Raw genomic sequence first — 13065 nt, 5'->3', positions numbered from 1 at the left:
TTCGGCAAAGACCATGCAGAAATTGACTGCTTTAAAAATGCCAAAGAAGACGTAAGGGGCGCAACGATGTTTGTAAACCTAGAGCCGTGTTCTCATTTTGGCAAAAATCCACCTTGTGTAGATGAGGTTATAAGACAAGGAGTAAAAAAAGTTGTTATTTCAAACCTTGATACCAATCCCAAGGTAGATAGCATAAAAAAGATGCAGGATGCTGGTATAGAAGTTATTACAGGTGTCCTTGAAGAGGAGGGAAGGCTTTTAAATGAAAAGTTTTTCTTCAATATGAAATATAAGAGACCCCTTATAAGTCTCAAATATGCCATGAGTCTTGATGGAAAGATTGCAAGTAAGGACTATGACTCAAAATGGATTAGTGGAGAAGAGTCAAGGGGATTTGTTCATAAGCTAAGAAATGACTACGATGCTATCCTTATTGGCAAAAATACCCTCATAAAAGATAAGGCAAGACTTAATTGTAGGCTTGATGGTGGGGTTGATCCAGTAAGAATAATTGTAGCAAATGATTTAGATTTTGATAAGGACCTTGAAATTTTTAATCTTGACTTAGACAAAGATACCTTCATTGCTACATCGAATGATAAGGACATAGATATTAATGCTAAAATCATACGCTGCAATGAAAAAAACGGTCAAGTAGACCTAAATGACTTAGTAAGTAAGCTTTATGAGATGAATATATCATCAATCCTTGTTGAAGGTGGGTCTATGATAAACACAAGTTTTCTTGAAAATGACCTGGTTGATAAGATTTATGAATTTATAGCACCCATAGTTGTAGGAGGAGTTAATTCTAGATCTGCTTTTATGGGTGAAGGAGTAAGTGAAATTAAAGATGCCAAGCAGTTTGAAATAAGAAGTGTTAAGAGCTTTGGCAAAGATATTATGATTGAGGTTTCTAATGTTTACAGGAATATCAACTGAACAGGGCAAGGTTACTGAATTTAGGCAAAAATCAGACCACGTAGAGATAAAAATTTCTTGCAAAACAGTTTTAGAAGACTTAAAACTAGGCGACTCTATAATGACTGATGGGGTTTGCCTTACAGTTAAGGAATTTGGCCACGATTATTACAAGGCAGACCTTATGAAAGAAAGTCTTGATAAAACCAAGTTTGATTCAAGTACCCTAGGTAAGGATGTAAATCTTGAAAGAGCTTTGAGATTTTCTGACAGACTTGACGGCCACATAGTCCAAGGCCATGTGGATGGAGTTGGCAAACTTATTGGCATAAACAAAAATGTCTATAGGTTTAAAACTTCTAGGGACCTTTGCAAGTATATAGTAAATAAAGGTTCGGTTTGCCTAGATGGGATATCTCTTACAGTATCAAAAGAAAGCTCAGATACCTTTGAGGTTTCCCTCATACCGGAAACAATAGCCCATACAAATTTTAAACACAAAAAAATAGGTGACCTGGTTAATATAGAAACAGATATCCTAGGCCGCTTTGTTGAAAAATTATATATCAATGATAAGAAGGAGGATTTAGGGTCTCTTTTAGGCCTTAACTAGTATGACAAATATAGAAAAAGCTATAGAAGCTATAAAAAATGACGAATTAATTATAGTAACAGATGATGAATCAAGAGAAAATGAAGGTGACTTTATCTGCGCAGGTGAAAATGTCACAGGCCAGATGATAAATATTATGGCCAAATACGGTAGAGGCCTAATTTGTACTCCTATAAGTAAGGAAGTTGCCGATAATATAAATCTTCCTTTGATGGTAACAAACAATACTGATAACCACGAAACAGCCTTTACTGTTTCTGTAGATCATGTAAATACAACTACCGGTATTTCTGCTTTCGAAAGAGCTGAAACTATAAGAGAAATGGTAAATCCTACTTCAAAACCAGCTGATTTTAGAAGACCAGGCCATGTTTTTCCTCTTATAGCAAAAGATGGTGGTGTCCTTGTTAGAGATGGTCATACTGAGGCTACAGTAGACTTAATGAAGCTTTCTGGCAAAAAAGAAATAGGTCTTTGCTGCGAAATCATGGCAGAAGACGGCCATATGATGAGGGGTGATGACTTAGTTAAACTTGCTGATAAACTAGGCCTTGTAATGACAAGTGTAGCAGAAATTCAAGATTATATAAGAGAAAATAAGGCCCCAGAACTAGAAATGACAAAGCCTGTAAAACTTCCTTCCGATTATGGCGAATTTACAGCATTTGGCTTTATAGATCCTGAAAATGGAAAAGAACACATAGCCCTAACCAAGGGAGATATTAAGGGAGAAAATATACTTACAAGAATCCACTCAGAATGCCTAACAGGAGATGTGCTCGGTTCTAAAAGATGTGACTGTGGTGACCAACTTCACAAGGCGCTTAGAAAAATAGAAGAAAATGGAGAAGGTATTCTACTTTATATGCGTCAAGAAGGCCGTGGTATAGGTTTGTTTAACAAACTTAAGGCCTATAAACTCCAAGAAGAAGGTTACGACACAGTAGATGCCAATAGGGAACTTGGTTTTCCAGACGATATGAGAGACTATAGGGTTGCTTGTGAAATTTTGAAAAAATTAGGAGTTAAATCAGTTAATCTAATGACTAATAATCCTGATAAGGTTGAGCAAGTTGAAAAGTATGGACTTAAGGTAAATGAAAGAAAAGCTCTTGAAATAAAATCAAATGATATTGACAGAAATTACCTCAACGTAAAAGCAGTTAGAATGGGTCACAAATTAGGAGAATTTAAGGAGAATAAGTTATGCGTGAATACAGTGCAAATTTAGTTTCAAATGGTAAAAAATATGCTATAGTAGTGGCAAGATTTAACCACTTCATAACAGATAGACTAGTAGAAGGATGCCTAGATACCCTAAAAAGACACGAAGTTAAGGATGAAGAGATTTCTATAATAAGGGTGCCAGGAGCCTTTGAAATCCCACTAGCAGCTAAAAAACTAGCAAAAAAAGACGATGTAGATGCAGTAATCTGCCTAGGAGCAGTTATTAGAGGAGATACACCTCATTTTGACTACGTTTGTGCAGAAGTATCAAAGGGTGTGGCTCAGGTAGGTCTAGCAAGTGAAAAACCAGTTATCTTTGGTGTAGTAACCACAGATAATATCGACCAAGCTGTCCAAAGAGCGGGTGTAAAGTCAGGCAATAAGGGAGCAGAAGCTGCTATGTCTGCAATAGAAATGGCAAACCTAGTTGACCTTCTATGATCCTAGTATTTGATTTTGACGGAACAATCCATAATACAGAAATAGCTTACAAAAAAGCTATAACGGAAAGTCTTGGTGAATTAAACTTATCTATAGACGATTTTGACTTTAAATCCTTTATAGGCATGGGCCCTAAAGAAGTTTGGGATCTAATATTAAAAGATGACTCTGATAAAACTCCTTATATAGAAAAAAATGGCGACAGGATTATAAAATACATGAAAGAAGAAGGAGAACTTTTTGAGGGAGCCTATGACACTCTTGGATATCTAAAAGATAAGTATGACTTATATGTTTTATCTAAGTGTAGGAGTCTTTATATGGAAGCTGCCAGAGAAAAGTTTGGCCTAGATAAGTATTTTACAAAGTACTTTGTTGGTGAAGACTACAATTTTTTAGAAAAGTATAAAATCCTAAGAGAAGAAATAAAAGACGACTATATAATGATAGGCGACCGTAGGGAAGATATGGAAGCAGGTCTTAAAAATAAGCAAAAAACTATTTTTGCAAGCTACGGTTACGGAGGTCTTTCTGAGGGAGAGGGTGTAGATATAAAAATATCATCCATAAAAGACTTAAAAGAAATATTATAAGAAATAAAAAGTGGTGGGGTAGATAGGAGTCTACACCGCCACTTTTGTGCTTACTTTTTAATTATTTTTTATTAATTTCTCTTATCTAAATCTAATTAAGCAGTATGGATTGATTTAACTTCTAGGTATTCCATAAGGCCAAAGATTCCGCCTTCTCTGCCAACGCCTGATTGCTTATAGCCACCAAAAGGTAGTTCAGGGCTGCCTCCATTTGAGTTTAGGTAGACATCTCCTGCCTTAATCTCGTAGGCTATTTCTTCTGCATCACTAGGATTTCCAAAGACTGCTGAAGATAGGCCAAAGTCAACTGCATTGGCAACTTCTATGGCTTCTTTCTTATCTTTTACTTTTATGATAGATACTACAGGTCCAAAGATTTCCTTATCGTGGATAGCCATACCTGGCTTAACATCTGTAAAGATGACAGGTTTTACATAATAACCAACCTCACTTGCCTCTGGCACTTCTCCTTTAAGAAGATTTGCACCTTCCTTGATACCTTCTTCTATAAAGCCCTTAACCCTGTTAAATTGCTTTTTGCCAGCAAGAGTTCCCACAACGGTTTTTTCGTCATTAGGGTCTCCTACTGGATAATTATCGTATTGGGCTTTAAATTCATCTAAAACATCATCGTAAATGTCTTCTGTTATTATTACTCTTGATAGGCAGGAGCATGTTTGTCCCACGTTTAGGTAAACCCTATTTAAAACTTGTTTTACACCCATCTTTATATCTGCTCCCTTAACAAAGACAGCTGGAGACTTACCACCTAGCTCAAGGACAACTTTTTTAGCTGTATCCATGGCGTGTTTGGCTGATGAAGACCCACCAGCAAGAGATCCTGTGTAGGATACCATAGCAACTTTAGGGTGAGAGTTTAAAACATCACCGACTTCGGCGCCAGAGCCTGTTATAAGGTTAAATACACCCTTAGGAAGACCTATTTCATCAAAGGCCTTGGCTACAAAGTAGGCTGTAAGTGGGGTGTCTGAAGCTGGTTTTTGGACAACTGGACAACCCATTAATAAGGCTGGTATAACTTTCATGATTATCTGACCAAGAGGATAATTCCAAGGGGTAAGACTTGCTACAACACCGATTGGCTCACGTCTAACATAGCCTCCGTCCATATCTATTCTATAGTTAATTTTCCTAGCTTGGTCAATGAAAACATCTATTCTTTGCATTTGCTTATCAAACTGACCAGGTTTTGCGATTCTAATTGGTACTCCAAGTTCTAGTTTTATAGTTTCCATAACCTCGTCTTGGTTTTTTATCATCCATTCTTTAAACTTTTCTATATAGGAAATTCTTTCTTCAAGGCTTGTCCTAGAAAAAGTTTTAAAAGCCTCATAGGCTGCTTGGGCTGCTTGGTTTATTTCCTCTTCGGTAGCCTTAGGAACTTTTGCTAAGATTTCTCCACTAGCAGGATTTTCAACCTCTATCCATTTATTTGATTTACTTGTTAAATATTGTCCATTTATATATAATTTTTCAGTGTTTAGTTTTTCAAAATTCATATTATTCTCTCCTTTTATAAATTTTTACCCAAATTTTCTCTTAAATATCAATAGGGTATAATATATAAAAAAAGAATTTAAAAATGATAGATTTAAAAGGAGACATAGATGAAATACTTTGGTACAGATGGATTTAGGGGAGAAGCCAATAAAGGCCTAAATGTTTACCATGCTTTTAAAATTGGCAGATTTATCGGTAATTATTTTTCAAAAAAGAATGGGGGTACAGGAAAAATCCTCATAGGTAAGGATACTAGGAGGTCATCATATATGTTTGAAGATGCTCTTTCAGCTGGTATTACCTCATCAGGATCAAATGCCCACCTATTGCACGTTACACCAACTCCTTCAGTTTCATATATAACAAGGACAGAAGACTTTGACTGTGGGATTATGATTACAGCCAGCCACAATCCTTACTGTGATAATGGTATAAAGATTATAAATAAAAATGGCGAAAAAATGGAAGATGAATTCCTATATAAACTTGAAGAATATATTGATAGCGACATCGAAGATATTGACCTTAGCACAGGAGAAGATATAGGCAGGACAGTTGACTATATAGGTGGAAGAAATAGGTACATAGCTTATCTAATTCAAACTGTGACTAAGTCTTTTGAAGGAATAAGAGTAGGTCTCGACTGTGCAAATGGTGCTGCTTTTACTATAGCTAAACCAGTTTATGATGCTCTAGGAGCAGATACATTTGTAATAAATGCTGATCCAAGTGGCTATAATATCAATAAGGATGCAGGCTCTACCCACATAGAGGGTCTTCAAAAATATGTGGTTGAAAATAAGCTTGACCTAGGTTTTGCCTTTGACGGTGATAGCGATAGGTGTCTTGCAGTTGATAATGAGGGCAATGTCTTAGATGGAGATTCTATCCTTTATATACTAGCAAATTACTTGAAAAAAGAAAATGCCCTTGAGTCAAACTCTGTAGTTACAACTGTAATGTCAAATATAGGTCTTTACAAGGCTTTTGATGAGCTAGGCATTGACTATGAAAAAACAGATGTTGGCGATAAAAATGTCCACGATAGGATGTATGAAAAAGATATAGAACTTGGTGGAGAGCAATCAGGTCATATTATCATAAAGAAGTTTGCCAATACTGGAGATGGAATACTTACTTCACTAAAAATAATGGAAGCTATGATTGAGGCTAAGTCAGACTTAAAAAGTCTTGTCCGTGACCTAAAAATCTACCCACAAGTATTAATAAATGTGAGGGTCAAGGATAAAAATACTGTTTTAGATAATGAAAATGTGAAAGCAAGTGTTGAAAAAATTGAAAATGATCTTAAAGATACAGGTAGGGTTCTTGTACGTAAATCTGGCACAGAACCACTTATAAGGGTAATGGTAGAAGCTGAGACCGAGGAGGTTGCAAATCAATCTGCTATGGAAATTGTAAATACCATTAAAGAAAATGGCCTTGACCTTGATTAAAGATACTAAGAGCGGAAGAGAGATAGATATAAGAGAAAGCTTCCTTATAGTAAATAAGAGAGTCTATGCGCAGGAATCCTATGTAGTCTTTGATACATCAAAACTAGAAGATTACCCTCCAGTTGTCTATTATGATAGGGAGGATAAGTACCTTGGAAGGTTTGAAGAAGAAGGCCTATATGAATTTCCCGATATAGAAGATGTCCTTCTTTCCTATAGCGACTATTGTTTTTCTAACCATGATTTAGATGAGCTTAGAAAATTACTTGTAAGAAAAAGAGAAGAATTTGTAAAAAAACTTCTAAAATAAGCTTATAAGTGTTGACAAGAATAGATTTAGCTGGTAATATAAATTATTGTATGGAAGTATCCGTATAGACAAATAGGAGGTGTTTTATGAGAGTTAAAGTAAAATTAGAATGCACAGAATGCAAAAACAGAAACTATGATACAACAAAAAACAAAACAAATCATAGCGAGAGAATTGAGCTTAAAAAATACTGCCCATTCTGCAAAAAACACACAGTTCATAAAGAAACAAGGTAGGAGAGACAATGGCTAAGAAAAAAGATTCTTTCTTCTCTGGAATTAGTAAAGAATTCAAAAAGGTCCAATGGCCTGATAAGAAGACTACTCTAGAGTATACTTTATTAGTAATTGCCATCAGTGCAGCTACAGCAGTAGCAATCTGGGGCCTTGATAAGATCTTCCATTTCCTACTTTCGACAATACTGTAGGTGAATGATGACAGATTCTTTAAACTTTGATCCTAATAAAGAAGAAGAAAAAGAAGCTTTATTAACCGAGATTGAAAAAAATGCTAGATGGTATGTAGTTCACACTTATACAGGCTATGAAAACAGGGTTGCAGATAAGATCCAAATGATGATCGACAACGAGCAAAACCCAGACATAGTAGATGTGACTGTACCAACAGAAGAGTATGTCGAGGTTAAAAATGACGAAAAGAAAGTAAAGACTAGAAAATTATTTCCTGGCTATGTAATGGTCAAAATGAACGTTACAAGCAAGTCTTGGTATATAATAAGAAACACCCAAGGTGTTACAGGTTTTGTAGGTCCTGATGGGGACCCAGTTCCATTAACCAAAGCTGAAGTAAGAAAGTTTGGCGTTAAGGAAAAAGAACCAGTATTTAATATCAATGTAAAACCAGGTGATAACGTAAATATCATTGCAGGTCCTTTCAAAGACTTTGTTGCAAAAATTGAAGAAGTCGATAAAGAAAAAGGCGTTTTAAAAGCATATGTAGATATGTTTGGTCGTGATACACTAATCGACCTAGAATACAGTGATATAGAAGAAATTTAGTACTGTCTAAACAGTGGGAGGGTAAAACCCGAATCACCACAAGGAGGTAAATTATGGCAGAAAAAGATATACAAGCGATAGTAAAACTACAAGTACCAGCAGGAGCTGCATCACCAGCACCACCAGTAGGAACCGCTCTAGGTCCTCACGGAATTAACATCATGGAATTCGTTCAAGCATTTAATGCTAAGACAGCTGACCAAGCTGGAATGATTATACCGGTTGAAATGACTATTTATGCGGATAGGACATTCACATTTATAACAAAAACACCACCAGCACCAGTATTAATCAAAAAAGCTATCAACCTAGCTAAGGGTTCAGGTGAACCAAACAAAAATAAGGTTGGTTCTATCAAGAGAAGCCAACTTGAAGAAATTGCTAAGACAAAGATGCAAGATCTTAACGCTGCAAGCTTAGAAGCTGCAGTAAGCATGATAGCAGGAACAGCAAGAAGTATGGGAGTCACTGTAGAAGATTAGTGGGAGGGTTTACCCGATTACCACAGGAGGTATTAAATGGCTAAAAGAGGAAAGAAATATATAGAATCAAAAGCTTCATATGATTCTACAAAGGAATATGAATTAAACGAAGCACTTGAAATAGTTGAAAAATCTGCAAAGGCAAAATTTGACGAAACTGTTGAACTTCACTTTAACCTAGGTGTAGACAGCAGACACGCTGACCAACAAGTTAGAGGAACAGTTATTTTGCCACACGGTACAGGTAGAGTACAAAGAGTACTAGCTTTCGTAAAAGACGACAGAATAGATGAAGCATTACAAGCCGGTGCAGACTTCGCTGGTAATGAAGAATATGCAGAAAAAATCCAAAAAGATGGTTGGTTAGACTTTGACGTAGTTATAGCTACACCAGATATGATGGCTACAGTAGGTAGACTTGGTAGGGTACTTGGACCACAAGGCCTAATGCCAAACCCAAAAACTGGTACAGTAACAAACGACGTTAAACAAGCTATCGAAGAAATCAAAGCAGGTAAGGTTGAGTATAGAACAGATAAGGCTAACTTAATCCATGTACCAGCAGGTAAGGTATCTTTCGGAGTTGAAAAACTAGCTGACAACATCAAAGCCCTAGTAAGAGAAGTTGTTAAGGCAAGACCAGCAGCTGCTAAGGGTAAATATATCAAATCAATCACCGTTGCATCAACAATGGGACCTGGTGTAAAATTACAAGCAGGTAAGGCTAGCGAATTAGTAGAAACAAAATAATTTGCAATTTCTATAGATTGATTGTATAATATAAAAGTCAAATAAACAGGCTACCAAAGACTACGCAGACAGTAATGTTTAATAATTGCGTATAGGTGGGAGAATTTTACTACATCCCCACCGATGTAGGCACTATTAGAGTGTCTACATAAAGTGGGGTTTTTATATACCTACCATTAGCCTTAGGAGGTGAAAAAGTGAGCGAAAAAGTTATAGCAGCTAAACAGTTAATAGTTAACGAAATCAAAGAAAAAATCGAAGGTTCACAATCAGTGACACTTGTAGGTTTTAACGGTATGGACGTAAAGGAAATCACTGATTTACGTAACAAATTTAGAGAAAAAGACGCTGAATACAAAGTTTACAAAAATACCATGATGAGATTTGCTTTTGAGGAACTTGGTTATGATGATTTAATCGAAGACCTAAAAGGATCAAACGCTCTAGTATTTTCTAAACATGATTTAGTAGACGGTCCAAAGATCGCAGTTGACTACAGAAAAGAAGACGAAGCAAACGAAGAAAAATTAGTTTTAAAATCAGGTATTGTTGAAGGTAACTACCAAAATAGCGAACAAATGATGGCGATAGCTACATTACCAGCTACAGAAGTATTACACTCAATGCTTGCAAATGTATTACAAGCACCAATTAGAACTCTTGCAGGAGATCTTAATAACGCAATATCTAAACTTGCAATCGCCCTTAATGAAGTGGCAAACAAAAAAGAAAACGAAGCAGCATAAGAAAATAATATTAAAATTTAAAGGAGAATTAAAATGGCATCAGAAAAAGTAACAAACCTATTAGAAGAAATCAAAGAACTTACAGTTCTTGAACTTTCAGAACTAGTTAAAGCAATCGAAGAAGAATTTGACGTATCAGCTCAAGCAGCAGTAGCGGCAGTAGCTCCAGCAGCAGGCGGAGATGCAGCAGCAGGAGCAGCTGAAAAATCAGAATTTGACGTAGTTCTTAAATCAGCTGGTCAATCAAAAATCAACGTAATCAAAGTTGTTAAAGATGCAGCTGGTCTTGGACTAAAAGAAGCTAAGGCTCTAGTTGACGGAGCTCCAGCTAACGTTGTTGAAGGTGTAGCTAAAGATAAGGCTGAAGAAGTAAAAGCAGCTCTAGAAGAAGCAGGCGCTGAAGTAGAATTAGCATAATAACTTACTAGGTTTACCTAGTCAAACCTCCCGGTATAGCTGGGAGGTTTTTATTTTTTTAAGTTTAGCTATAAAATATATAAAAATCCCGTATAATATTAGTATTTAAGATAGGATTATATAGGGGTAGTTTTATGGCTAAGCAATATACAAAAAACCTAATAAAAGAAGAATTTATAAAGCTTTTGGAAGAAAAAAGTTTCAACTTGATAACAATCTCAGAGATAGCAAATAAGTGTGAGATAAATAGAAACACTTTTTATTACCACTATGAAGATATTTATACCTTGGTAAAAGAGGTACTTGCTGATGAAATAAAAAAAGTAGATCAAGAGTTTGATTCTTCATCTTCTTGGGAGAAGAGTTTGATAACTGCATCTTCCTTTTTTCTAGAAAATAAAAAGGCGGCTCAAAACCTTTTTAAATCTATAGATAAAAAAGATACTGATGCTTATCTCTATAAAATTTGCGAGTCTGTAATGAGTAAATACATAGAAAATGAATGTCTTTTAAAAAATATAGAAGCTACAGAAGAAGATAAGGCCTTGGTTACAAATTTTTATAGGATAGCCTTGGTGGGACTCTTAGATAAGTGGGTCTTAGACGGTATGGACAAGTCTCCAGATGATTTTATCTATAGACTTGGAAAACTTTTTGATGGAAATATTGAAAGATCCTTAAGAATTAGTGAAAGTCTAAGCAAGGAAGATCCCTTTTCAAATAATTATTAAATTAATTTTCTCTTAACTAATCGAAATACTTATATTATCAAAAAATGTAAGAAATTGCTACATTATTATTAAAATCATTATATTTTGAGCGATAGAAATAATACAAATAAAACTGAGGTGTTTTAATTTAAGTATAACTTTATGGTCGGATTTTGATTTTGATAATCAGTCTCAATCATTGACAAATAGGCGTTTTAACGTATATTATTTATTAGAAAGGCATGGGGTTATATGTACGACTTAATAGAAAATTTAAAGGATGAAGACCAAGATAAAAGGTTAAGTGAACTTAAAAACATTCTTAAAGATAAAAAAATTAGAATATCTTACAAAAGGCTATTAATTTTGGATTATTTAATAACCCATCCTATCCATCCAACAGCAGAAAAGATTTTCAATGACCTTATGGAAAAGGACCCAGTTATTAGTCAGGCTACAGTTTATAATAGTTTAAACCTATTTGTTAAACACAATTTAGTAAAAGAGCTTGATTTTAATATGACATCAAAAAGATATGAATTTAAAAGGTCTAGTCATGGTCACTTTATTTGCGAATCTTGTGGCAGTATAAAAGATTTGGAAATAGTTGATATTGAAAAACCTGATATGCTAGAGGATTATACTATAGATACTATTGAAGTAATATACAGGGGGATATGCCCTGATTGTAAGTAATAAATTTAGCGTTTTCAAACGCTTTTTTTATTTGTAAAAAGGAGGAAGAATGAAAAAAATAATATCATACCTACCAGGCCTAGCTTTGGCCTTATTAATTGCATTTGCAGCTCAATTTATAGAAAATATTTTACCTATGCACGTTATTGGTGGGTCAGTCATAGCTCTATTTATCGGTATGTTCTTAAACACAGTACTTGATACGGAAGGTGCTTTAAGTCCAGGGATAAAATTTACATCAAAAAGGCTTCTTAAATTCGCAATTATTCTTTTTGGAGCAAGCCTTAATATTAGTATAGTGTTAAATGTTGGGAGATTATCCCTTTATGTAATGATTTTTACCCTTCTAACTTGTTTTGGTGGGGGATATTTTATAGGAAAAAAACTTGGCCTGAATTGGAAGATGAGTAACCTTATTTCAGCAGGTACTGGTATTTGTGGAGGTTCTGCTATAGCAGCTATAGCTCCTGTGATAGAAGCAGAAGATACAGACATAGCCTATGCCATGAGTGCAACATTTTTATTTGATATGCTAATGATAATTGCCTTCCCACTTATGGGCAAAGCCTTAGGATTGTCAGATATGGCCTATGGATTATGGACAGGAACTGCTGTAAATGATACTTCTAGTGTAGTTGCGGCAGGCTTTGCCTATTCAGATGCTGCAGGTGACTTTGCTACTATGGTTAAGTTAACGAGAACGCTTTCTATTATTCCGGTAGTTTTAATTTTTAGGATGATCCACCATAGGATTGAGGTAAAAAAAGTAGGTCATGAATATGTAGAAAAGAAGTTTTCTATATTTTCTATAGTTCCATTTTTTATCCTAGGTTTTTTAGCGATGGTTATGCTAAATTCTTTAGGCTTTATATCAGAAGATCTATCCTTAAACCTTAAGAGCATTTCTAAATTTCTAATGGTTGCAGCTCTTGCGGCTATTGGTCTAAATACCAAGTATAGAGACATGAAAAAATCCGGTATCAATCCAATGGTTCACGGTTTTATAATATCCTTATTGGTAGTAATAGTATCTATAGTAGTAATATACTTTATGGATCTAATATAAAAATAAAAGCAGGTAAATTTTAAACTTACCTGCTTTTAAAAGGTTCTATAATAAATCGTGTTGGTAGAAGTAAATGATACTTCTGTCAGCACGATT

Annotated in this window: 18 protein-coding genes; 17 read left to right on the top strand and 1 reads right to left on the bottom strand. The window is 35.1% G+C overall.

The annotated features are described in order from the left end of the window. From ribD to Q0410_RS07270, 5 genes are all read left to right on the top strand, one after another. Positions 1-942: bifunctional diaminohydroxyphosphoribosylaminopyrimidine deaminase/5-amino-6-(5-phosphoribosylamino)uracil reductase RibD (ribD, locus tag Q0410_RS07290; protein WP_299034993.1), on the top strand; the 942-nt coding region annotated here is incomplete at its 5' end. Beyond that, positions 920-1534 carry a riboflavin synthase gene (locus Q0410_RS07285; protein ID WP_299034990.1) on the top strand — a complete coding sequence of 205 codons (615 nt, stop codon included), beginning with the start codon at positions 920-922 and terminating at the stop codon, positions 1532-1534. The genes ribD and Q0410_RS07285, both read left to right, overlap by 23 nt. Before the next feature lies 1 nt (position 1535). Beyond that, a complete protein-coding gene (gene ribA, locus Q0410_RS07280) occupies positions 1536-2765 on the top strand; it encodes a GTP cyclohydrolase II (RefSeq protein ID WP_299034987.1) in 1230 nt (409 codons plus the stop codon). Then, positions 2741-3202 carry a 6,7-dimethyl-8-ribityllumazine synthase gene (ribE, locus tag Q0410_RS07275; RefSeq protein ID WP_299034983.1) on the top strand — a complete coding sequence of 154 codons (462 nt, stop codon included), beginning with the start codon at positions 2741-2743 and terminating at the stop codon, positions 3200-3202. Before ribA ends, ribE begins: the two co-directional genes overlap by 25 nt. After that, positions 3199-3795 carry an HAD family hydrolase gene (locus Q0410_RS07270; RefSeq protein ID WP_299034980.1) on the top strand — a complete coding sequence of 199 codons (597 nt, stop codon included), beginning with the start codon at positions 3199-3201 and terminating at the stop codon, positions 3793-3795. Before ribE ends, Q0410_RS07270 begins: the two co-directional genes overlap by 4 nt. 95 nt (positions 3796-3890) lie before the next feature. Here the strand turns inward: Q0410_RS07270 and Q0410_RS07265 are convergent, their stop codons facing one another. Next, the gene (locus Q0410_RS07265) at positions 3891-5315 is read right to left on the bottom strand and encodes an aldehyde dehydrogenase family protein (RefSeq protein WP_299034977.1); all 1425 of its coding nucleotides are present in this window, start codon (positions 5313-5315) and stop codon (positions 3891-3893) included. Between the two features lie 108 nt (positions 5316-5423). Between Q0410_RS07265 and glmM the strand changes: the two genes are divergently transcribed. The 12 genes from glmM to Q0410_RS07205 all read left to right on the top strand — a co-directional run bounded on the left by glmM (position 5424) and on the right by Q0410_RS07205 (position 12969). Then, positions 5424-6773, top strand: a complete 1350-nt coding sequence (gene glmM / locus Q0410_RS07260; protein ID WP_299034974.1) for a phosphoglucosamine mutase — start codon at positions 5424-5426, stop codon at positions 6771-6773. Next, a complete protein-coding gene (locus Q0410_RS07255) occupies positions 6760-7083 on the top strand; it encodes an aspartate 1-decarboxylase (aspartate alpha-decarboxylase) (RefSeq protein WP_367178728.1) in 324 nt (107 codons plus the stop codon). The genes glmM and Q0410_RS07255 overlap by 14 nt, the downstream gene beginning before the upstream one ends. An 86-nt stretch (positions 7084-7169) precedes the next feature. Further along, positions 7170-7319: a 50S ribosomal protein L33 gene (gene rpmG, locus Q0410_RS07250; protein ID WP_209771595.1), complete on the top strand. Its 150-nt coding sequence runs from the start codon at positions 7170-7172 to the stop codon at positions 7317-7319. An 8-nt stretch (positions 7320-7327) separates the two neighbouring features. Further along, positions 7328-7510: a preprotein translocase subunit SecE gene (gene secE / locus Q0410_RS07245; protein ID WP_299034963.1), complete on the top strand. Its 183-nt coding sequence runs from the start codon at positions 7328-7330 to the stop codon at positions 7508-7510. 7 nt (positions 7511-7517) lie between these two features. Then, positions 7518-8102: a transcription termination/antitermination protein NusG gene (gene nusG / locus Q0410_RS07240; protein WP_299034960.1), complete on the top strand. Its 585-nt coding sequence runs from the start codon at positions 7518-7520 to the stop codon at positions 8100-8102. A gap of 53 nt (positions 8103-8155) precedes the next feature. Further along, positions 8156-8584 (top strand): 50S ribosomal protein L11, encoded by a 429-nt coding sequence (gene rplK / locus Q0410_RS07235; RefSeq protein WP_299034957.1) that lies wholly within the window; start codon positions 8156-8158, stop codon positions 8582-8584. Positions 8585-8620: 36 nt separating this feature from the next. Next, positions 8621-9334: a 50S ribosomal protein L1 gene (gene rplA / locus Q0410_RS07230; protein ID WP_299034954.1), complete on the top strand. Its 714-nt coding sequence runs from the start codon at positions 8621-8623 to the stop codon at positions 9332-9334. Between the two features lie 197 nt (positions 9335-9531). Beyond that, complete coding sequence (rplJ, locus tag Q0410_RS07225; protein ID WP_299034951.1) at positions 9532-10080, top strand: 50S ribosomal protein L10; 549 nt, start codon at positions 9532-9534, stop codon at positions 10078-10080. A gap of 33 nt (positions 10081-10113) precedes the next feature. Continuing rightward, the gene (rplL, locus tag Q0410_RS07220) at positions 10114-10497 is read left to right on the top strand and encodes a 50S ribosomal protein L7/L12 (RefSeq protein ID WP_299034948.1); all 384 of its coding nucleotides are present in this window, start codon (positions 10114-10116) and stop codon (positions 10495-10497) included. A gap of 134 nt (positions 10498-10631) precedes the next feature. Further along, positions 10632-11228: a TetR/AcrR family transcriptional regulator gene (locus Q0410_RS07215; protein ID WP_299034945.1), complete on the top strand. Its 597-nt coding sequence runs from the start codon at positions 10632-10634 to the stop codon at positions 11226-11228. A 231-nt stretch (positions 11229-11459) separates the two neighbouring features. Further along, the gene (locus tag Q0410_RS07210) at positions 11460-11903 is read left to right on the top strand and encodes a Fur family transcriptional regulator (protein WP_299034942.1); all 444 of its coding nucleotides are present in this window, start codon (positions 11460-11462) and stop codon (positions 11901-11903) included. Positions 11904-11952: 49 nt separating this feature from the next. Next, positions 11953-12969, top strand: a complete 1017-nt coding sequence (locus Q0410_RS07205) for a YeiH family protein (RefSeq protein ID WP_299034939.1) — start codon at positions 11953-11955, stop codon at positions 12967-12969. The last annotated feature ends 96 nt before the right edge of the window (positions 12970-13065 follow it).

This window comes from uncultured Anaerococcus sp., assembly GCF_937934665.1.
In the GTDB taxonomy this organism is placed as follows: domain Bacteria; phylum Bacillota; class Clostridia; order Tissierellales; family Peptoniphilaceae; genus Anaerococcus.
Note: the sequence above shows the minus strand (reverse complement) of the source record. Positions and strands in the feature narration are given on the sequence as shown.